General features: G+C 61.8%; 18 protein-coding genes. 2 read left to right on the top strand and 16 right to left on the bottom strand.

The genetic code is table 11. The features are described 5' to 3' along the window. Positions 1 to 63: 63 nt before the first annotated feature. The 6 genes from ACI2KA_RS21595 to ACI2KA_RS21570 all read right to left on the bottom strand — a co-directional run bounded on the left by ACI2KA_RS21595 (position 64) and on the right by ACI2KA_RS21570 (position 8,130). Entirely contained in the window at positions 64 to 1,191 is a 1,128-nt protein-coding gene (locus tag ACI2KA_RS21595) for a Gfo/Idh/MocA family protein (protein WP_404504507.1), read from the bottom strand. Between the two features lie 215 nt (positions 1,192 to 1,406). Continuing rightward, positions 1,407 to 2,219: a 5-deoxy-glucuronate isomerase gene (gene iolB, locus ACI2KA_RS21590; protein WP_404504506.1), complete on the bottom strand. Its 813-nt coding sequence runs from the start codon at positions 2,217 to 2,219 to the stop codon at positions 1,407 to 1,409. Positions 2,220 to 2,458: 239 nt separating this feature from the next. Then, positions 2,459 to 3,367, bottom strand: a complete 909-nt coding sequence (gene iolE / locus ACI2KA_RS21585; protein WP_404504505.1) for a myo-inosose-2 dehydratase — start codon at positions 3,365 to 3,367, stop codon at positions 2,459 to 2,461. 1 nt (position 3,368) lies between these two features. Then, positions 3,369 to 5,195, bottom strand: a complete 1,827-nt coding sequence (iolD, locus tag ACI2KA_RS21580) for a 3D-(3,5/4)-trihydroxycyclohexane-1,2-dione acylhydrolase (decyclizing) (RefSeq protein ID WP_404504504.1) — start codon at positions 5,193 to 5,195, stop codon at positions 3,369 to 3,371. After that, a complete protein-coding gene (iolC, locus tag ACI2KA_RS21575; RefSeq protein WP_404504503.1) occupies positions 5,192 to 7,108 on the bottom strand; it encodes a 5-dehydro-2-deoxygluconokinase in 1,917 nt (638 codons plus the stop codon). The genes iolD and iolC overlap by 4 nt, the downstream gene beginning before the upstream one ends. Before the next feature lie 206 nt (positions 7,109 to 7,314). Beyond that, positions 7,315 to 8,130 carry a MurR/RpiR family transcriptional regulator gene (locus tag ACI2KA_RS21570; RefSeq protein ID WP_404504502.1) on the bottom strand — a complete coding sequence of 272 codons (816 nt, stop codon included), beginning with the start codon at positions 8,128 to 8,130 and terminating at the stop codon, positions 7,315 to 7,317. 300 nt (positions 8,131 to 8,430) lie between these two features. Between ACI2KA_RS21570 and ACI2KA_RS21565 the strand changes: the two genes are divergently transcribed. Next, on the top strand, positions 8,431 to 8,721 hold the full coding sequence (locus tag ACI2KA_RS21565; protein WP_174033401.1) for a GIY-YIG nuclease family protein: 291 nt from the start codon (positions 8,431 to 8,433) through the stop codon (positions 8,719 to 8,721). Positions 8,722 to 8,909: 188 nt separating this feature from the next. On the opposite strand, the gene ACI2KA_RS21560 is transcribed toward ACI2KA_RS21565, so the two are convergent. From ACI2KA_RS21560 to ACI2KA_RS21540, 5 genes are all read right to left on the bottom strand, one after another. Further along, positions 8,910 to 9,626 (bottom strand): ABC transporter ATP-binding protein, encoded by a 717-nt coding sequence (locus tag ACI2KA_RS21560; protein WP_404504501.1) that lies wholly within the window; start codon positions 9,624 to 9,626, stop codon positions 8,910 to 8,912. Then, entirely contained in the window at positions 9,607 to 10,371 is a 765-nt protein-coding gene (locus ACI2KA_RS21555) for an ABC transporter ATP-binding protein (RefSeq protein ID WP_404504500.1), read from the bottom strand. The genes ACI2KA_RS21560 and ACI2KA_RS21555 overlap by 20 nt, the downstream gene beginning before the upstream one ends. After that, a complete protein-coding gene (locus ACI2KA_RS21550) occupies positions 10,368 to 11,375 on the bottom strand; it encodes a branched-chain amino acid ABC transporter permease (RefSeq protein WP_404504499.1) in 1,008 nt (335 codons plus the stop codon). The genes ACI2KA_RS21555 and ACI2KA_RS21550 overlap by 4 nt, the downstream gene beginning before the upstream one ends. 1 nt (position 11,376) lies before the next feature. Then, positions 11,377 to 12,240: a branched-chain amino acid ABC transporter permease gene (locus ACI2KA_RS21545; RefSeq protein WP_404504498.1), complete on the bottom strand. Its 864-nt coding sequence runs from the start codon at positions 12,238 to 12,240 to the stop codon at positions 11,377 to 11,379. 119 nt (positions 12,241 to 12,359) lie between these two features. Then, positions 12,360 to 13,532, bottom strand: coding sequence for an ABC transporter substrate-binding protein (locus ACI2KA_RS21540; RefSeq protein ID WP_404504497.1), 1,173 nt, complete (start codon positions 13,530 to 13,532; stop codon positions 12,360 to 12,362). Between the two features lie 343 nt (positions 13,533 to 13,875). Here ACI2KA_RS21540 and ACI2KA_RS21535 point away from each other — a divergent pair, with 343 nt between their 5' ends. Beyond that, positions 13,876 to 14,253, top strand: coding sequence for a hypothetical protein (locus tag ACI2KA_RS21535; protein WP_404504496.1), 378 nt, complete (start codon positions 13,876 to 13,878; stop codon positions 14,251 to 14,253). Positions 14,254 to 14,449: 196 nt separating this feature from the next. Here ACI2KA_RS21535 and ACI2KA_RS21530 read toward each other — a convergent pair whose 3' ends face one another. The 5 genes from ACI2KA_RS21530 to ACI2KA_RS21510 form a co-directional block, all read right to left on the bottom strand. After that, complete coding sequence (locus ACI2KA_RS21530; protein WP_404504495.1) at positions 14,450 to 16,183, bottom strand: M14 family metallopeptidase; 1,734 nt, start codon at positions 16,181 to 16,183, stop codon at positions 14,450 to 14,452. Between the two features lie 5 nt (positions 16,184 to 16,188). Then, a complete protein-coding gene (locus tag ACI2KA_RS21525; RefSeq protein ID WP_404504494.1) occupies positions 16,189 to 17,037 on the bottom strand; it encodes an ABC transporter permease in 849 nt (282 codons plus the stop codon). Positions 17,038 to 17,043: 6 nt separating this feature from the next. Beyond that, positions 17,044 to 17,967 (bottom strand): ABC transporter permease, encoded by a 924-nt coding sequence (locus ACI2KA_RS21520; RefSeq protein ID WP_404504493.1) that lies wholly within the window; start codon positions 17,965 to 17,967, stop codon positions 17,044 to 17,046. Between the two features lie 77 nt (positions 17,968 to 18,044). Next, the gene (locus tag ACI2KA_RS21515; RefSeq protein WP_404504492.1) at positions 18,045 to 19,580 is read right to left on the bottom strand and encodes an ABC transporter substrate-binding protein; all 1,536 of its coding nucleotides are present in this window, start codon (positions 19,578 to 19,580) and stop codon (positions 18,045 to 18,047) included. Between the two features lie 41 nt (positions 19,581 to 19,621). Then, a complete protein-coding gene (locus ACI2KA_RS21510; protein WP_404504491.1) occupies positions 19,622 to 21,442 on the bottom strand; it encodes an ABC transporter ATP-binding protein in 1,821 nt (606 codons plus the stop codon). Positions 21,443 to 21,484 lie beyond the last annotated feature (42 nt).

Genomic DNA, 21,484 nt, shown 5'->3' with positions numbered 1-21,484 from the left:
TAGTCCGGCATGACGGAAGAGAAGTTTGTGACGACGGCGGTCGACCCCGCGCCTGCACCCGTCCTATTCCGCAATCTCCGCGCTTCCCACCCAACGCCCTTCGGCAAACGACCGCGCCATGGCGTGAATGCTGCGCTCGATCTTCAGCCCTTCCTCGAAATCGATGATATGGGCCTTTTTCCCCTCGATTGCCGCGATCAGCTCCCGGCATTCGATGACCTTCAGGTCGTTGAAACCGAGGCCGTGGCCGGGAGCGGGGATGAAGCGGTCATAGGGCTTGTGGTGGGGGGCGGTGAGGATGGTTCGGAAGCCCTGTTCCTCCGGGCGTCCATCCGTGGTGTAGAGCTGGAACTCGTTCATCCGCTCCTGATCGAACAGGATCGAACCGGTGGAACCATAGATCTGGATGGCGATGCGGCCCTTGCGGCCCCAGGCGGAACGGTTGGCGATCAGCACGGCGGAAATGCCGCCTTCGAGCTTCAGGAGAACGCTGGCAAGGTCATGCGTCTCGACCGCGCGCTCGCCGCCGCCGGCAAGCGGGCGGGTCTCATAGGGTTTCACCATGTCCGTGATGGCGCTTTGTGCGTGGCCGAACAGGGCATAAAGCAATGACAGCGGATGCACGGCGAAATCATCCAGCGCGCCGTAACCGGAAGATGCCTCGCTCTTCCAGTAGAAGAGCTGGGTGGCATCGGCCATGAAGTCCTCGTCCATTTCGGCGCGGACGTGATAGACCTTGCCGATCGCGCCTTCGTCGATCAGGCGGCGGATGTGGCGGATGACGGGGTTCTGAATATAGTTGTAACCCATCGCCGCCGCCTTACCGGACCGGCGGGCGGCATCGCGCATCTTCACCGCATCGGCAAAGGCGGGCGCCATAGGCTTTTCGCACCAGACATGTTTGCCGGCCTCAAGGGCGGCAATCGCCATTTCCGGGTGGAAGGCGTTGGGCGTGGTGACCGAGATGACGTCGATCTCCGGATCGGAAAGCAGGTCGCGCCAGTTGCCTGTCGAGCGGGCGAAACCGAACTCGGCCGCTTTCCTGGCCGCCAACTCCGGGTTGACTTCCGCGAGCGTCACGAGGCGGGGGCGTTCGACATCGCCGAAGACGCTCTTGACATTGTTCCACGCCAGCGCGTGGCATTTGCCCATATAACCGGTGCCGATAAGGCCCACGCCAAGAGCGGCCATGGTATTTTCCTCCCGAGAGTTTTATAATGAAATCAACGTATTGAGCGTTTATTGAAATGTGGCAGGCGAAACAAAGCCCCTCCGCCCTCATCCCTGTGCTTGTCACAGGGATCCAGCCAGCCCAAGTCCGTGGGCTGGGAAGACTCTCCCCGCCGCGCAGACGCGCGTCGGCTGGATTCCTGTGACAAGCACAGAAATGAGGGACGTCGTGCGTCTCAGGGATTATCCCGCTTGAAAATCCAGTCGTGATCCGGATGGTTCTTGAAGCGCCATTTGCGCATCGGCCCCGCCATCACATTCAGGTAATACATCTCGTAACCATAGGGCGCGCCGCAGGGGTGGTGGCCCTTGGGAACGAGCACGACATCGCCGTCCGACACCGCCATGGTCTCATCCAGCGCGCCATCCTCGGTGAAGACGCGCTGGAAACCGAAACCCTGCGCCGGGTTGAGGCGATGATAATAGGTCTCTTCCAGATAGGTCATGTCGGGGTAATTATCCTCGTCATGCCGATGCGGCGGATAGGACGACCAGTTGCCCGACGGCGTGAAGACTTCCGTTACCAGCAGGCTGTCGGCCACATCGCGCTCTTCCATGGCGATGGGGAAGATGTAACGCGTATTGGCGCCCTTGCCGCGTTCGGTCAGCTGCACGCCATTGGGGCCGATCTGCTGCGCTTCGCGGCTGCCTTTTTCGCCGGGTGCGGTGCAGACGCCGACGGTGCAATCGGTCGTGGCCGTCAGCGACCATTCTGAGCCGGCCGGAACGTAGACGCAATGCGGCGGCTTGCGCTCGAACACGTTCATGCGGTCGCCGAGTTCACCGAAATCTTTACCGCCTGCGGAAATCGTCGCCTTGCCTTCCACCAGCACGAGGATGACTTCGGTATCGCCGGTGTTTTCCGCCGCCTTTTCACCCGGCTTCAGGCGGTAGAGGCCGAAACCGACATAACCCCAATCCGCGCTTTGGGGCGTGATGTCGTGCACCTTGCCGCTGGTCGCGACCGGCTTGCGCAGAAGTGAGGTCATGGTGGCGTTCCTTTTTGGTCAGTCGTTCAATTTATCGGGCGGCTATTCCCGCGTTTCCCTCATCCCTGTGCTTGTCACAGGGATCCAGCCAGCCCAAGTCCTTGGGCTGAGAGGAGTCTTGCCGCCGCGTAGACACGCGTCGGCTGGATTCCTGTGACAAGCACAGGAATGAGGGGGAGGGGGTTGCGCCGGAATATGCGATCCTTAGACGACGTATACACCGGTGCTACCCCGACGCTTCAAGCAGCCTCGGCCTTATCCAGCCCCGCCTCGCGCGCAAAAGCCTTCAGCGATTTCAGCCCGAGGCTCTGATATTCGAACGGGTTGCGCACGTCAGGGTCCTGTTCGGCCTCGATTACCAGCCAGCCGCTGTAACCATGCTCGGCCGCCACCTTCAGCACCGGCGGAAAGTCCACGCCGCCTTCGCTGTCGCCGGGAACGGTGAACACGCCGCGGCGAACGCCTTCGAGGAAGGAAAGCCGCTCATTGCGCACCTGATCGGCAATGACGGGACGCACGTTCTTGGCATGGATATGGCCGACGCGGCCCATATATTTCTGCGCGACGCGCACGGGATCGCCGCCGCCGAACAGGCAATGGCCGGTATCGAGCAGCAGATGCGTCTTAGGACCGGTATGTTTCATCAGGAGGTCGATCTCCTCTTCGCTCTCGACCACCGTTCCCATGTGGTGGTGATAAACGAGGGTGATGCCCTGTTCTGCGGCAAAGGCGGCCAGCGCCTCGACGCCCGCGCCGAATTTCGCCCAGTCCTCGGCCGCAAGGCGCGGACGGTCGACCAGCGCCGTGTCGTCAGCGCCATGGATGGCATTGGAGGTCTCGCAGACGATGATGACCTTCGAGCCCATGGCTTTCAGCAGGTCAAGCGCCGGCTGCATCGCCTTCTTTTCGGATTCGATGTCGTCGGTCAGGAGGTTCAGCGAATGCCAGCCGGAGACGAAGGAGAGGTCGCGCGGCGAAAGCACGCCCTTCAGGCCTTCCGGCTCCGTCGGGAACTTGTGGCCCTTCTCTATGCCGTCGAAGCCGATCTTCGCGGTTTCATCAAGGCATTGCTCCAGGCTGATATGGGCGCCCAGCGTGCGGTCGTCGTCGTTGGACCAGGCAATCGGGTTGGTACCGTAACGGATCATCTTACTGTCTTTCCTTGACATGGTTTTCATAACGGGCGCGGGCCGGGCCTATTTCGGCGCGGTCGGACACTTCGGGCACCGCGACATCCCACCAGTGACCGCCGGCGCGCGGCGTCGGGTAAGGATCGGTATCGATGACGATGACGGTGGTGCGGCTGGAGGCGCGGGCGGCGGCAAGCGCCTCTTCCAGCTCGGAAATGGTGGAGACCTTGCGCGCATCCGCCCCCATCGAGCCGGCATGGGCCACGAAATCGATGGCAATCGGGTTGACGTTGGTGTGGGCGTAGAGGTTGTTGAACTCCGCGCCACCGGTTTCCATCTGCAGGCGGTTGATGCAGCCGTAACCGCGATTGTCAGTGATGACGAGGGTGATCTTCACGCCCATGGCGACCGATGTGGCAAGCTCGGAATTCATCATCATGTAGGAGCCGTCGCCGACCATGACGATCACATCCCGGTCCGGTTCCGCCATCTTGATGCCGAGACCGCCGGCCACTTCATAACCCATGCAGGAGAAGCCGTATTCCATGTGATAGGAGAGCGGCAGCTTGGATTTCCACAGCTGGTGAAGCTCGCCCGGCATGGTGCCTGCCGCGCACATGACGACGGTATTGTCACGCGACTGGCGCTGCACCGCGCCGATGACCTGCATGTCGGTGGGCAGGCTGTTGGCATTGTCCTCGCCCGGTGCCGCCGTATCGGCATCGGCCTTTTCGAACCATGCCGCCTTGAGGCCGGCATTGGGCGCTGCAAAACGGTGGCTGCCAAGCGCTGCGGAGAGCTTTTCAAGCCCGATCTTGGCATCGGCCGTGAGGCTGATGGCATCGTGCTTGGCGCTGTCATAGGGCTGCACGTTGAGCGCCAGGATCTTGCGGTTCGGGTTCTTGAACAGCGCCCAGGAGCCGGTGGTGAAATCCTGAAAACGGGTGCCGACGCCGAAAACCAGATCGGCCTTCTCGCTGATGATATTGGCGCTTTCCGCACCGGTAACGCCGACGGGACCGAAATTGAGATCGTGATCCCAGGCCAATGCCGATTTACCGGCCTGCGTCTCCACGACGGGAATGGAATGGGTTTCGGCAAAGCGCTTCAGCGTGTCGGTTGCGCCGGCAAAATGCACGCCGCCGCCGGCAACGATGATCGGGTGCTTCGCCGCCTTCAGCGCCGCGATCGCCTCTTCGAATTCCACCACATCCGGCTCGGGACGGCGCTGGCGCCAGACCCGTTTTTCGAAGAAACTTTCGGGGTAATCATAGGCTTCCGCCTGCACATCCTGGCAGAAGGCGAGCGTGACGGGGCCGCAATCGGCCGGGTCCGTCATGGTGCGCATGGCGCGGGGAAGCGCCGTCAGCAACTGTTCCGGCCGCATGATACGGTCGAAATAGCGGCTGACCGGGCGGAAGCAGTCATTCACCGTCGTCGTGCCGTCGCCGAAATCTTCGAGCTGCTGCAGAACGGGGTCGGGGCCGCGATTGGCGAAGACATCGCCGGGGATCAACAGCACCGGCAGGCGGTTGACATGCGCCAGCGCTGCCGCTGTCACCATATTGGCCGCACCGGGGCCGATGGAGGAGGTGACCGCCATGGCGCGGCGGCGGCGCAGCTGCTTGGAATAGGCGATGGCCGCATGGGCCATGGATTGCTCGTTCTGGCCGCGATAGGTCGGCAATTCGTCGCGGATGCCATAAAGCGCCTCGCCGATGCCGGCGACATTGCCATGGCCGAAAATGGCCCACATGCCGGCAATATAGGTTTCGCCGTGTTCATTCATCTGCGCCGCCAGGTAACGAACCATGGCCTGCGCAGCCGTCAATCTGATTGTCTTCACGCTGCCTCTCCCTTTTTGGCGCGCGCCTCATCCCAAATGCGGCACAGGCTGGTGTAACGCTGCGCCATATCCTTCACTGCTTCCTCGTCGGTTATCTTGCCGGAAAGCCAGCCGCGGGCGGCTTCCGCAAAGATCGTGCGGCCAACGGCGAAACCTTTGACCAGATCGAAGCCGGCGGCAAGGCGGAAGCTCTCTTCCAGCTCGCTTTGCGGTGCATCGAGACCGAGAACGACGATGCCCCGCACGTAAGGGTCGTTGCGATTGACGGCGTCGCAGGCATTCTTCCAGGCGGCGCGGGTCTTCATCGGCTCCAGCTTCCACCAGTCGGGGTAAACGCCGATCTCGTAAAAACGCTCGATGATGCGGGCGGCAGTCAGATCGTCGGTCGGGCCGACCTTGGAGGGAATGACCTCCAGCAGCATTTCCAGCCGGTTGCGGCGTGTCGCCTGGAACAGACGCATGACCGTCTCTTCCTGCGCGGCGCGCATCTCATCCGTATCGTCGGGGTGATAAAAACACAGAACCTTGACGACATTTTCAAGCGGCCATTCCGAAAGCCCGCCAAAATCCTTGCCGAGATCGGGTTCCAGCGTCAGCGGGCGCGAGCCCGGCCATTCCACCGGACGGCCGATCCACAGGCCGGAGCCGCTGGCGGCAAACAGCGCGTCGCGGCCAAGACGACCGTCGCAGAGAATGCCGTAACCCGCCTCACCACCGGCCACCTGATGTGCCGCCTGGAGGCAGAGTTTCTTGAAGGCGCCGATCTGCTCGTGTTTCACACCAAGCCCGTCGGCGATGGCTTCCAGCTGCATGCGGTGGTCGAAGGCGAAGACGCGCATCGTGTCCCAGTCGCCCTTGCGGTTGGTGGACCAGTGCACCTGCTCCAGCGCCTCGTCCTTGCGCAACGCCTTGTTGCGGATGCCGGCCTTGAAGAAATATTGCAGCTCTTCCCAGCTCGGATAGGCCGGCGTGCAGCCATGGCGGGAGACGGCGAAGGCGCCGCAGGCATTGGCGTATTTCAGCGTCGTCGGCCAGTCTTCGCCGCGCAGCCAGCCGCGGAAGAGGCCGGCCATGAAGCCGTCACCCGCGCCCAGAACGTTGAAGACCTCGATCGGAAAACCTTCGCCGGTCTCGCCATCGTCGAGGCTTGCCGGAATGTCGCCGGCGAAAACCGAAGCACCCATCGGCCCGCGCTTGCACACCAGCGTCGCATTCGAAACCTTGCGCACGGCGTTGAGCGCGGTCAGCGTATCGGTGGAGCCGCCGGCAATGTGGAATTCCTCTTCCGTGCCGACGATGAGATCGAACAGATGCAGGGTGGATTGCAGCTTGGCGGTGACCTTCTGCGATTCGACGAAACGGCTCTCGCCATCGCCATGGCCGGCCACACCCCAGAGATTGGGGCGGTAATCGATATCGAGCGCGGTCTTTGCGCCATTCTCGCGGGCGAGTTTCAGCGCCTTCAGCACGGCCGCTTCCGTTTTAGGATGCGACAGATGCGTGCCGGTGGCGCAGATGCAGCCGGCCTCGGCAATGAAGGCGGGATCGATATCATCTTCGCTGAGCGCCATGTCGGCGCAGTTTTCGCGATAAAAGATCAGCGGGAACTGGTTCTGGTCGCGAATGCCGAGCAGCACCAGCGCGGTCAGCCGCTCCGGGTCCGTCTTCACGCCGCGCACGTCAACGCCTTCACGCACCAGCTGTTCGCGGATGAAGCGGCCCATATGCTCGTCACCCACACGGGTGATGACGGCGCTGTTCAATCCAAGGCGCGCGGCGCCGGCGGCGATATTGGTGGGCGAGCCGCCAATATATTTTGCAAAGGAGGCCATGTCCTCCAGACGGCCGCCGACCTGCGAACCGTAAAGATCGACAGACGAGCGCCCGATCGTGATAAGATCAAGTTTTTTCAAAAGGTTCCTCCTTCGGGCCGCCTGTTGCGGCGGCCTGCCTCACATGTTTGGAGCGACACCGGGCGAAGCCGCCCGCATCTTCCGCCATCCCGCTCCGGTGAGCCTCCTCCGCCCACAGTCCTCCGTCACGAGACGGACGATGATGGAATGCCCGTTTCATGGATTTGGATCATAAATTCTATTTTTTCCGTTTTCAATAAAAATATTCAGGCTGTCTTGCGTGTTCCCACAGCAACCGCCAGCGTGATGGCGAGACAGAGCGTGGCGGAAAGCGAGCGGAATGCGCCGAAATCGATTTCGGTGACGGTCAGCAGCGTCGCGCCGGATTTCCGGAGCGGATTGACCGCGGAATCGGAAAGCGCCACGACCGGAATGCCGTTGGCGCGGGCGTTTTCCGCCAGTTCCAGCGTCTCAGTGGAATAGGGGGAGAAGGTGATCGCGATCAGCGCGTCGTCGCTGGAAATGGCGCTGATATTGCCAAGCCCGCCGACGGCGCTGTGCAGAACCGCCGGCACCTTCATCTTCTCGAAGGCGTAAGCGAGATAGCTGGCAATCGGGAAAGAGCGCCGCAAACCGATGATATGCACGGTGCGCGCGCCGGCCAGCGCCGAAACAGCCTCGTCAAGCTGGCGTGTATCGACCGATTTCAGCAGCATTTCCAGCGAGGACCGGCCGGCCTCCACGAATTCCGCCAGCAGGCCGGAGGCGCTCTCATCGCCCTTTTCCCGCAGGTGATCGAGCCGCGTGGCATAATCCGGCCAGCCGCCGACATAGGAATCACGAAACAGGCGCTGCATTTCCGAAAAGCCGGAGAAACCCATGATCTGGCAAAAGCGCATGAAGGCCGAAGGCTGCACACCCGCACCTTCCGCCATTTCGGCGACGGTGGAAACGGCGATGCGATCCTGATTGGAGGCGACATAATCGGCGCATTGCCGCAACCGTTTCGGCAGGCCCTCCGCGACCTGGAGCAGCCGCTCCTCAAAAGCCTTCACCGATTCTGGCGCCTCGATTGCCGTCATTGTCGTTCCCTTGTGCAGACTGAAATCGTGTGCAGTTTAACTGCAATGGAATTTTTATTCCATTGGGTTTTTTGAGGGGGGAATGAGGCAGGGGGGGGTGATGGACGCAGGCTGCCCCACGCACTCTCCTCATCCCTGTGCCTGTCACAGGGATCCAGCCGTCGCGCGTCTGCGCGGCGGGGAGGGTCTTCTTCCAGCCCAAGGACTTGGGCTGACTGGATTCCTGTGACAAGCACAGGAATGAGGGGAGGATATAATTCGACCTTGCGAAGCATTAAGGAAAGATGCACGTTCATTTACATGAAAGGCTACGTTTATATTTTAGCATCCAAGCGAAACGGAACGCTCTATACTGGCGTTACGAAGGATTTGCCCAATAGACTATTCGAACATCAGAATGAACTCACGCCCGGATTTACGTCACGATATGGTGTGAAGATGCTTGTGTGGTTCGAGGAATACGACCTCTTGACGAGTGCGATCACTCGGGAAAAAACGATCAAGAAATGGCCTCGGCAATGGAAGCTCAATCTGATTGAAAGCACAAATCCGGATTGGGATGATATATCTGCTCATCTGCACGGCCTGTGAGTCACGCCCTATGATCAGGCCGCGGAGGGTCACCACATACTCCCTCATCCCTGTTCCCCGGAACACGCCCGAGGATGTCACGGGGATCCAGTCGACGCGCGTCTGCGCGGCGGAGAGACTCCTTTCAGCCCAAGGACTTGGGCTGGCTGGATTCCTGTGACAGGCACAGGAATGAGGGTGAGGGTGGCTCAGTGCAACCCGCCAACCCCGAGATGCGTGTCGATAATATCCGGGTTCTCCGCAAGCTCGCTCGACGGTCCTTCCCAGACGATGCGGCCGCGTTCCATGATGATGGCGTGGTCGGCGAAGTCGATGGCCATCTGGATGCGCTGTTCGACGAGGAGAATGGTCATTTCGCCGGATTGGGCGAGTTTGGAGAAGGCGGCCATCAGTTCTTCGCAGATGACGGGGGCGAGGCCTTCGAGCGGTTCGTCGAGCAGCAGCACGCGCGGCTGGCCGAGAATGGTGCGGGCGGTGGAGAGCATCTGCTGTTCGCCGCCGGAAAGCTGCGAGCCGAGATTGCGGCGGCGCTCTTTGAGGCGCGGAAACAGCGTGTAAGCTTCCTCGATCGCAGATTTCGGCCGGGTCTTGAGGCCGACGAAGAGGTTTTCCTCAACGGTCAGCGTCGGGAAGACGTCCCGCGTCTGCGGCACGTAACCGAGGCCGGCTTTGGCGCGGGCAGCACTCGGCAAAGCGGCGATGTCTTCTCCGCCGATGCGGATATCGCCGGCAAAACGTTTCGTCTGGCCGGCCAGCGTGGCGAAAAGGCTGGTCTTGCCGACGCCGTTGCGGCCGAGAACCGCGAAACGCGAACCCGACGGCACGGACAGCGACAGGCCCTCGATGACCCTTGTCGGACCATAACCGGCGGTGAGGTTGACGATTTCAAGCGGCGCTGCGGGCATTGGCGTAACTTCCGAGATAGGCTTGGCGGACTTCCGCATTGCTGGTGACGTCTTCCGGCGAACCGTCGAAGATGACGGCGCCGGCCGCCAGAACCACGACGCGTCGGGCGAAACGGAAGACCAGATCCATGTCGTGCTCGATCATCAGGATCGCGAGGTCGGCCGGCAGCCGGTCGAGCGCCTGTTCGATGCGCGCGGTTTCCGTGGAGGGCACGCCGGCGGCCGGTTCGTCGAGCAGCAGGATTTTCGGGCGAAGCGCCATGGCAAGCGCGATCTCGATCAGCCGCTGCTGGCCATAGGCGATTTCACGCACCCTTGTTTCGGCAAGCGCCAGAAGGCCGAGCGTGCCGAGAATGTCGCGCGCTTCGCTCATCACCGCGGGCATGGCGCGGTAACGGCCGAAAATCCGGCCGGTCTTGCCTTCGCGCTGGAGAATGGCGAGCGCAACATGCTCCTCAGGCGTCATGTCCTGAAACAGCCGCGTGACCTGAAACGAGCGCACGAGGCCGCGTTTCACCCGCTGGCTGGCGCTGAGCCCGGTCACGTCCTCGCCGGCGATGCGCACCGTGCCGGCCGAGGGTTTGATATTGCCGGTGACCAGATTGACGAAGGTGGTCTTGCCGGCGCCATTGGGGCCGATCAGCACCGTGCGGTCTCCCGGCGAAAGCGACAGCGAGACATCATTGGTGACGACGAGGCCGCCGAAATTTTTCTTGAGGCCGGAGACTTCGAAAATGGCGCTCATTTGCGATCTCCCCGCAGGCGCGCAACGACCTGCTCACCCGCGCCATAAAGCCCGCGTGGTGCAAAGAGCACGACGGCGATCAGCAGCAGACCGACAATGGTGAGCCAGTGGAACGGATTGGCGGCGGAGACGACATCTTCGAACCACATGAAGGTGACGGTACCGATCAGCGCGCCGTAAAGCGAGCCCGCGCCGCCGAGCACCAGCATGACCAGCGCTTCGGCCGAAAGCGTGAAGCTGAGGCTGTCGAGGCCGACGACCTGGGTGGAGATGGCGTTGAGTGCGCCGCCAATGCCGGCGACGATGCCCGATATCACGAACATCTTCAAGATCGTGCCGTTGACGGCGCCGCCCATGGCCTGAATGCGGATGCTGTCCTGCTTGACGCCACGGCACAACATGCCGAAGGGCGAATTGACCACGACCCTGAGGGCGAGGAAAACGAGGAGCAGCAGGCAGACGCCGTAAATATAGGCGGTGCGGCCGAAGAGGTCGAATTCGAAGGCGCCGAACAGCGCGTCCGGGGAAACGCCGGCAAGACCGTCGCTGCCACCGGTCCAGCCCGATGCCTTGTTGGCCGCCTCATGGAACAGGTGGATGACGGCGATGGAGAGCACGAGCTGCGGCAGGCCGTGGGCGCGCAGCAGCACCGTGCCGGAGACCAGCCCGGCGACGCCGCCCGCAGCCGCGCCGATTACGGTCATGAGAAGCGGATCGGTGATTTCGAAATGGGCCGCGGCAATGCCGGCGGCATAAGCGCCCGCGCCGAAGAGGGCGGCATGGCCAAGGGTTGCGACGCCGCAATAACCGGTGACGAGATCGATCGACAGCACCAAGAGCGCAATGGCGATGATGCGGGTCAGAAGCGCCAGATTATCCGGAAACAGGTAATAACCGGCAATGGCGGCGATTAGGATGAGGAGCGGCCCCGCAAGCGTGCGCAGCGGCGAGCGCGCCTTCGGGATCTCCGCCGTTTCAGTCACGTCGTTCATGAGCACCGCCATCTCATTTCGCCCTTCCGAGAAGGCCGCGCGGGAACAAGGTGATGATCACGATGACCGCCAGATAAAAGAAGAATTCGCCATATTCGGGCGCAAGATACCGCCCGGTCGTATCGATGGCGCCGAGCAGCAGGCAGGCGATCAGCGCGCCGGGAATGGAGCCCGCGCCGCCGACCGAGACCACCACGAGGAAGGTGACCATGTAGCGCAGCGCATAATAGGGCTCGACCGGCAGCAGTTCCGCGCCGATGACGCCGCCCATGGCGGCAAGGCCGACGGCGATGGCGAAGCTGACGGCATAGATGATCTCGGTGCGCACGCCGAGCGCGGCCGCCATGGCGGCATTATCGACAGCAGCGCGCAGCTTGATGCCGAAGGCGGTCTTCTCGAAGGTGAACCACAGCGCGCCGGCCACGGCCAGGCCGCAGGCAATGGCGAAGATGCGGTGGGTGGCGATGGTGCGGAAGCCGAGATCGGTGGGGCCGGCCAGCTGCTGCGGCAGCGGAATGGTCTTCAGCGTCGGGCCGAAGACGAAATTGGCGATGCCGATGATGCAAAAGGTGATGCCGATGGTCATCAGCACCTGCGTCAGTTCCGGCGCGCCATAGATGCGGCGATAGAGGAAACGCTCAAGCGGAATGGCGATGACGATGGTGCCGACGATGGCGACGAGGATTGCCACGGCATAATCGAGGCCGAGGCCGTGGGCGGCATAGGAGGCGAGATAACCGCCGATCATGGCGAAGGCGCCATGCGCCAGATTGACCACCCGCATCAGCCCCATCGTCACCGAAAGGCCGATGGAGATGATGAACAGGACCATGCCATAGGCAAGCGCATCGATGAGGATGCTGAAGACCGTCTGCATGCTGAAAAAACTCCTCCCGGTGCTGCAACGCCCGTCCGGGCCGGAACCGAACCGCCCTAGGGGCGGTTCGACCGTTTCAAGAATGGCCGCTATTGTGGCGGCGAGGCCCGTGTCGCCGGTTATTTCGCGGCGGCGAGACCAGGGTCGCCCTGTTTTTCGAAGGTCTGGACTTCCTTGTTGTAATAGCTACCGTCATCCGCCTTGGCCACTTCGCGCAGATAGATGTTCTGCGTGATGTGGCGGCTTTCCGGATCGATGCTGACAGGGCCGCGCGGGCTTGTCCAGGAAAGACCCTTCACCGCATCCACCGCCTTTTCCGCATCCTGCTTGCCGCCGGTCGCCTCGATCATCTTGCTGATGACATACATGCCGTCAAAGGCGCCGACTGCGGGGAAGGACAGTTCCTTGGGATTGCCGATCGCCTTGGCGGCGGCTTCCACGAAGGTCTTGTTCTCGGGCGAATCATGCGAGACGGCGTAATGGAAGGTCGTCTGCATGCCGAGTGCGGCTTCGCCCAGCGCCGGCAGGTCGGATTCCTGGGTAAGGTCGCCCGGCGCGAAAAGCTTGACGCCTGCGGATTTCAGGCCGTTATCGTTGAAGGCCTTGACGAAACCGAGCGTGGTCGGGCCGGACGGCAGGAAGGCGAAAACCCCTTGCGCGCCGGAATCCTTCACGCGCTGCATGATCGGGCTGAAATCATTGGTGGAAAGCGGCATGCGGATGGTTTCCACCACCTCGCCGCCGGCGGCGGTAAAGGCCGCCTTGAAGGCGTTTTCGGCATCGACGCCCGGGCCGTAATCGCTGACCAGCGAAATGACCTTCTTCACGCCGCCGTCAAAGGCCACCTTGGCGATGGGGGTGGAGGTCTGCCAGGTGGTGAAAGAGGTGCGCACCACATAGGGGCTTTTCGTCACGATGGCCGAGGTGGCGGCATTCATGATGACCATCGGCACATTGCCCTGCTTCAGAAGCGGCGTGACGGCCATGGCGTCCGGGGTGAAATAGAAGCCGGCGAGATATTGCACGCGTTCCTTCACCACCAGCTCCTGCGCCAGCGCCTTGGATTGCGCCGGATCGGCCTGCGGCACATCGCGATAGACGACCTCGATCGTGTCATCGCCGACCTTGTTGCCGTGAAGGGCAAACCAGGCGTCGATGCCGGCCTTGAAGTTCTTGCCCTGCAGCGCAAACGGCCCGGAGAACGGACCGACGACGCCGACCTTGATCGTTTCGGCATAAGCGGCAGAACTGAAACAGATGGCCGCGATTGCGGCGGTGATCCGTAATTTCATGATTTCCTCCCAGTTGATCCGTGGCTCCCATCCACCGATCCAGACTGCCAGATTGATGAGTGCGGTGGCCAAAGTAAAATGAAATAAGGGGGGTAATAGATAACCTGACGGTTATCAATATCGTCCCATTCCGCTTTGCCCCATAGTGGATCCGACATTATGCGGCCGTGCCGGCGATTTTCAAACCGGCGACCGCCGGCAAGGCTCTCAAGCGAAGACAGCTTCGGGCAAACCCGGTGCGGGATAGTGTTCTCACAAAGGCGGAACCGGTTGCCTTAACCAGTTCTAAGGGGATTGTTCGTAGTCTCGCAAAGCATATTTTTGAACTTTACTTGGTGTGTTGATGGGCGAATATCAGAATAAAGCTGTTGAGCTGATGCGCAATCGCATTGGAGAAAATAGGCTCAACAACCGGATCGAGCGTCGTGAGGCATTCCTGCGCAAGGCGCTCACGCTCTATCACGCCATGGGCGGAACGGCAGATGATATTCAGGCGGCGTTGAAGGACGCCGCATCCGCGCCGGCGCCAACCATCGACGTGGCTGTCGGCGACGTCATGTACAAGCTCGCGGCGATCGGCCACGTTGCCGATATCGATATTATTCAGGCAGGTTACAACAAGCTCGACGCCGCCAACCTGCATATTCTCAGCAAGGGCAAGAAGCTGCTGCAGAAGCAGCGCGACCAGAAGCTTGCGACGCCCACGACGCCGGCAAAGTAAGCCGCCGGTTAAGGGCGGTCGCAAGGCATGAAAAGCGCCGCTCACACATGGCATTGTCCCTGGGCTGGCGCGAAGGACCCGTTCCGCCGACAAGATCGGGAGGTTGCGGATGCCCCGGAACAGGCGGGCGTCTGACGAAGGCGGCCTTCGCGGCCGGCGCGTCATTGCCTGTTGCCGATCCGCGGCGGCCCTGATCTTATGCAGCGGCTCCGCCGGCAATCTCCTGCCAGGCCTCGTAGGCCGACAGAACCGTTTCCATCTGCGCGGTATGGCCGGTGATGAAATCGTCGCCGTAGATCGTCTCGTCGGGATATTCGGTGATCAGCGTCATCGGCACGGTGTGGCGGTCGTCGACGGAGGAGAGGCAGGGGAAGCCGTTGATGATGCGGAAACCGGTTTCGCCTGCGTGGATTTCATAAAGCGCGATCTGGCGGTTGTTGTAGTCGAGAAGCCCCGGAATGGCGCCGAGATGGCGGGTCACCCGGTCGAGCAGGGCTTCGGCCTGGTTTTCCCAGTCCGCGTGATGGCGGATGATGAGGAAAAAGCCCTTCGGCAGCGTCCACATGGCGAAATTGCGCGGCACATAACCGGAAAGCGGCCGGGTCCACTCATGCGAGGGATAACCGTGCAGGTTCACATGCAGGTTTGCGCCGCTCATGCCCTGCGCCTTGAAACGGATGTCCTTCTCGTTGATATGGCTGCCCGAATTGTCCGGCGTGCGATATTCGAGGTCGTCTCCCAGCGCAGTGTAGCGCGCCGCATGGTGCATGTGGCGCGGATTGTCGAGGCGCAGCCGCTGGTGCAGGGCGTAACCGTCCGGATTTTCCAGCGGCGAGATGGTGAAATGTGCGCCCTTGCGCTGTTTCAGCCTGCGGGCGGCGCGGATTGCGCCGACGATGCCGGTCGTCTCGTTGGGATGCTGGCCGCCGCTGATCATCACGGCGGCATCGCTGCCGGCCAGATAACGGGCGGAGAGGATGCGGCCGGCGCGGGAGCGCGCCTCGAAGGCATCTCCGCCGATGTCGTCAAGCAGCCTGGCGAGCTGGCCTGCGGCGACCGGTTCACGGGCCGTATCGATCGGCTGCTCGCCGCCATCGAAGAAGGCGGTGGTGAGCGCGCGGGTTTCGATGCGCACGGAGACTTCGCCCTCGCTTTTGACGATTTCCGGGACGATCTGGCCGGGTTTGAGACCCCGGTCACCCAGCGGACGGCCGGATTTCTTCTGGAAGAACTCCAGCAGCGAAAAATACAAATCCTCATGCAGCGCTTCGCGAAGGCTGAGGACCTCGTCGCCAACCGGCAGGGCCATGTCCTCGGCCGGATGCGCGACGCGGATATTCAGTTCTTCGAAATAGGGTTCTGCATCGTCCCAGTCATGGCTGGCCACGGCCTTGGTCGCGGCTTCGAAAAGCCGCTCATAATCCGTTTCCATCCGCTCTCCGGCATCCTCGCCGGTGAGCCGGAACCAACCGGTGGGCGAGACATTGGTTTCGCCGACAATATCGGTGTGAACGCGGTTCGGTGCGAGAACCGTCAGCGTTTCCGTGCCGGCGGCGCGGTGAAGCGCGACGTCGTAATGGAAGGCATTGTCATCGCGGGCGATGAAGTCGATCTTCGCCGTGCCGGCCAGCGCCGCCAGCGGATAGGCCTCCAGCCGGAAACGGTTGGCGGGCGCGCTTTCGTGCACGGGATAACGCACCTCGATGGCCTCGACGCCCGCAAGGTCGATGTCTTCTAGGAAGGTGAAAAGAAGCGGCTTGTAGGCACTGCGGATGCGGGCGCTGACACCCTTTTCCCGCAGCCTGTTTTCGGCCGCGCGGCGGCTTTTGCCGTCATCGAAGGTCCATGCCTCGAAAGACTGGCCGGGCCTGGCGCCGGCGACGAGGATGTCCAGCGTCCGGTCGAAGGTCTGGTCGAAAATCTGGCTCATCGTGATCACCTCGAGGTTCTGCCGGTGGGGTCGAGGCTGTCGCGCAGCCAGTCGCCGAGAAGGTTGAGGCCGAGCACCGTCAGGAGGATGGCGAGGCCGGGGAAGACGCTGACCCACCATGCCGTCTGCAGATAGGTACGTCCATCCGCCAGCATGCCGCCCCAGCTCGGAATCGTCGGATCAACGCCGAGGCCGAGGAAGGTGAGGCTGCTTTCCAGAAGAATGTTGTTGGCGACATTGAGCGTCATCAGCACGATGACCGGGCCGATGAGGTTCGGCAGCAGGTGCTGGAGGATGATGCGCCAGTCTTTGACGCCGATGGCGCGGGCAGACAGGATGAATTCCCGTTCTCTCAGCGTCAGCACCGAGCCGCGCACGAGGCGGGCATATTGCACCCATTGCGAGACGATAAGCAGGATGATGGTGTTGGTGAGGCTGCCGCCGACAATGGCGATGAAGGTGATGGCGAGCAGGATGAAGGGCATGGCCAGCTGGATATCGGCAAAACGCATGACCAGCATGTCCCAGAAGCCGCGATAATAACCGGCGACCAGGCCGACCGCGACGCCGAAGACGACCGCACCGATGACCGAGGTGAAACCGACCAGCAGCGAAATCTTGCCGCCGGCAACGACGCGGGCGAGCACGTCACGGCCGAGCGGATCGGTGCCGAGCGGGTGGGCGGCATTGGCGAAAGGCCTGGCAAGGCGCGCCATCAGGTCGATCTTGTCCGCACCGCCCGGAAACAGCACGTCGGAAAAGACGACGGCAAGGCAGATGACGGTCGTGAGAAAGGCGCCGAGGACAAATTCGAGATTGGTGAAGCGCGCGAGACGCGAGGTTTTGGCAGCCATCGTCACTTACTCCGTGCGGATGCGCGGATCGACAAGCCCATAGGCGATATCGACCAGAAGGTTGATGCCGACGATCATCAGCGACAGTACGGTGATGACGGCCTGAAGCACGGGATAATCGCGCGCGCCGACTGCATCGAAGGCCAGCGTGCCGAGGCCCGGCCAGTTGAAGACGCGCTCGATGACGACGATGCCGCCGAGCAGCCCGCCGAATTGCAGGCCGAAATAGGTGATGAGCGGAATGGCGCAGTTGCGCAGCGCGTGTTTGTAGAGAACCTTGCTTTCGCTGAGGCCCTTGGCGCGCGCCACCATCACATATTGCGAGCGCAGCGTATCGAGCATGGCGGTGCGCACGAGGCGGACATTGGTGGCGGTGAGGATGACGCCCATCGTCACGGCGGGCATGATGTAGCTGGCAAAACCGCCCATGCCGCTCGGCGGCAGCCAGCCGAGCGTGATGGAGAACAGCAGCACCAGCATGGTGGCGAGCCAGAAATTCGGGAAGGACAGGCCGATAAGCGAGAAGATGCGGATCACCTGATCGGCCGTCCTGCCGCGTGAGGTCGCCGCCTTGATGCCGAGCGGGATGGAGAGCGCGATCGACACCGCCATCGAGATGAAGGCGAGCAGCAGCGTGGCGGGCAGGGCATCGGCGATGAGGCGCGAGACCGGCGTGCTGCCGGTAAAGCTGCGGCCGAAATCCAGCGTCACGAGGCCCTTCAGGAAACTGAAATATTGCACGAAGAACGGCCGGTCGGTGCCGAGTGCTGCGCGGATGCGCGCCAGATCGTCTTCCGTCATGCTGCCGCCGCCCTGGAACATGGTGACAGCCGGATCGCCGGTGAGGCGGATGGCGAAGGAGACGAGAAGGGTGATGGCGATGACGACAAAAATCGCCTGCAGCAATCGCTTGATGAGGAAACCGGTCACGTTTTTTACCTTGAAGAGAGACCCGGCCTTGCCCGCATTGCGGCGGGCAAGGTGTGTTGATCAGAAAACCAGCCTGATTATTCGACGGTCACGTCGGTCAGCTTCAGGCGGTTATCCGGCGGTGCGACGAAACCCTTGACCCGCTTGTTGATGCCGTAAATGGCATTGGTGTTGTAAAGCGGCAGTTCCAGCGCGCGCTCGGCAGTATAGCTGCCGATTTGCTTGAGGATCTTCTCGCGCTCGGCACGGTCGGTCAGCGGACGCTGGGATTCCAAAAGCTTGTCCAGCGTCTCGTCCTTGTCGTAAGGGTTCCACTTTTCACCCGAGTGATACATGGAATAGGCCGTGTTGTCGTAATCGAAGGTCCAGCCGCCCCATTTCTGCTGGAACATCGCGCCGGTCTTGCCCTGCGGGATGATGTCGTTCAGCAGCACGTTGGTTTCATAGGGCTTGATGGTGGCGGTGATGCCGACCATGGAGAGGTAGCTGGAAATGACCTGCGCCACCTCGTTCATCGTCGCGTCATTGCCGCGGATATCGATCTGCAGCGCCGCACCCGGCTTGACGCCGGCTTCCGCAAGCAGCTTTTTCGCGCCTTCCGGATCGTAAGGCAGCGGCTTCAGTTCCGGGTCGTAACCGAAGGACAGCGCGCTCTGGAAGCTGGCGATCTCGGATGCCTGACCGGCGAGGATCGACTTGACGATGGTGCCGCGGTCGACGGCCATGATGATCGCCTTGCGCACCTTCGGGTCGGCTGTGATGCCGTCACGGGTGTTGAAGCGCAGCGCATCGACCGTCGGGCCGGGAACGCTGACGATCTCAAGCTTGGAATCGCCCTCGATGACCGGGATCATGCCGATCGGGATGGTCGGCGGAATAACGAGATCGACACGGCCGGCCTGCAATTCGGCAACGGCGGTCGAAGGCTCGGCGATGAAACGATACTCCAGTTCGGAGAGTTTCGGCGCGCCGCCCCAATAATCGGGGTTGGCTTCCAGCTTGATATTGGTCTTCGGCGCGTAGGACACGAATTTGAATGCGCCGGTGCCGACCGGGTTGAGGTTGAAATTGTCCTCGCCCTTTTCCTGAATGTACTTCGGCGGAACGATCATGCCGCCATAACCGGCAAGCTTGGTCAGCAGCACCGGATCCGACGCCTTCAGCTTCATGTCGACCGTATAGTCGTCGATGACGTCGACGCTTTCGATGGCGACATAGTTGGAGCGCTGCGGACCTTTGGCGCCCTGTTCGCCGAGAAGGCGCTCGAAGGTGAACTTGACGGCGGCGGCGTTGAAAGGCTCGCCATTGTGGAACTTGACGTTCTGGCGCAGCTTGAAGCGGATGCGCTTGCCCTCATCCAGTTCTTCCCAGGATTCGGCAAGGCCGGGCACAACCTTCAGGTCCGGGCCGCGATAGGTCAGGCCGTCGAAGATGTTGGTGGCCACAGCCGCCCATTGCACGAGGAAGGTGTCGATCGGATCCCAGCTGCCGGGGTCCTGCGGGGTGGAAATCGTCATCTTGCCGGCGGCGAAAGCCGGTGCGGCTGTAAAGGCCGTGCCGGCCAGCGCAAGCGCGACGAACGTTGTCGTCATCCCCTTCTTGATTATTGTCATCTACCTGTTCCTCTTCAGATGGTTGCGGTTCTGGTTGCTGTTCAGGCGCTCTTCGCGATGAAGTGGCCCGGATTGATTTCCTCATGGGCGAGAATGGCCGGTTCGTCGCCGACACGCCGCACGGGATTGGGGATTTCGCCCTCGATCATGGCGATGCGGCGCTCGATGGACGGATCGGCGACCGGCACGGCCGATAGCAGGCGGCGGGTATAATCATGCGTCGGGGTTTCGAAGACCTGCCGGCGGCTGCCGATTTCCATGATCTGGCCGAGATAAAGCACGGCGACGCGGTGGCTCATCTTTTCCACCACCGCCATGTCATGGCTGATGAAGAGATAGGCGAGACCGCGCTCGGCCTGCAGGTCCATGAACAGATTGATGATCTGCGCCTGAATGGAGACATCGAGCGCCGAGAGCGCTTCGTCCGCGATGATGAGCTTCGGATCGGAAGCCAGCGCGCGGGCAATGCAGACGCGCTGGCGCTGGCCGCCGGAAAACTCGTGCGGATACCGCGCGGCATGTTCGGAGCTTAAACCCACACGTTCCAGCAATTCATCCACGCGCCGGCCTACCGCTTTCTGATCATGGATCAAACCATGGGTGTTGATCGGCTCGGCAATGGAGAACCCGACCGTCTTGCGCGGATCGAGCGAGGCGAAGGGGTCCTGGAAGATATATTGCACCTCCTGGCGCATGCGGAAGCGTTCCGCCGCCGACATCTGCGCATAGCTGCGGCCATTAAAGGCAATCTCGCCCGATATGGCCGTCTGCAGCTGCTGGATGGTGCGGCCGATGGTGGATTTGCCGGAACCGGATTCGCCCACCAGCGCCAGCGTTTCTCCGGCGTGAATATCGAAGCTGACCTTCTGCACGGCGTTGCAGCGATGCGTCGCCTTGCCGAACAGGTTCTTGCGGATATCGAAACGCACGAATAGGTCCTTGACCGACAGAAGCGGTTTCTGATCGTATTTTGCGGTGTCCTGCACACGCTCCTCGCCGACCACGACCGGCTTGTCGTCCTGCAAAATGGTGAGCGGCAGGCGCTTGGGAAACGCCTCGCCTTCCATGCTGCCGAGGCGCGGCACGGCGGAAAGCAAAGCGCGCGTGTAAGGGTGCTGCGGGTTGGCGAAGATATCCTTGACCGGACCTTCCTCGACCTTCTTGCCCTTCCACATGACGACGACGTCATCGGCCATTTCCGCCACCACGCCCATATCATGGGTGATGAAGACCATGCCCATGCCGAGCTTTTTCTGCAGGTCGCGCATGATGTTGAGGATCTGCGCCTGAATGGTCACGTCGAGCGCCGTCGTCGGCTCGTCGGCGATCAAAAGCTTCGGCCGGCAGGCGAGCGCCATGGCGATCATCACGCGCTGGCGCATGCCGCCGGAAAGCTGGTGCGGATAACGCTTCAGAAGCTCGGCCGCATCGGGCAGGCGCACCATCTCGAGAAGCGTCCGTGCTTGCGCCAGCGCCGCCTGTTTGCCCATCTTTTCATGCAGCACAAGCACTTCGCAGATCTGGTCGCCGATGGTGAAGACGGGATTGAGCGAGGTCATCGGCTCCTGGAAGATCATGGCGATCTCCTTGCCGCGGATCGCGCGCATCTCCTTCTGCGACGCCTTCAGCAAGTCCTTGCCTTCAAACAGGATTTTGCCGGTGGGGTAGGTCGCGCCCATCATGTCCGCAAGGCGCATGGTGGAAAGCGAGGTGACCGATTTGCCCGATCCGGATTCGCCGACGATCGCGACCGTGCGGCCGGGTTCGACGCTGAAGGAAATGTCGTCCACGACGCGGCTGTTACCGAACTCGACGCTCAGGCCTTCGACGGACAGGAGGGCGTTGCGGTTTGCGGCGGTCATGTCAGCGTCTCCGTCATGGCCTGCGCGGCAATTTTCGCGCAG

Source organism: Agrobacterium sp. NPDC089420 (assembly GCF_044900305.1).
Classification (GTDB): Bacteria; Pseudomonadota; Alphaproteobacteria; order Rhizobiales; family Rhizobiaceae; genus Agrobacterium.
The sequence above is the reverse complement of the archived record's forward strand: the minus strand, read 5'-3'. Positions and strand labels throughout refer to the sequence as shown.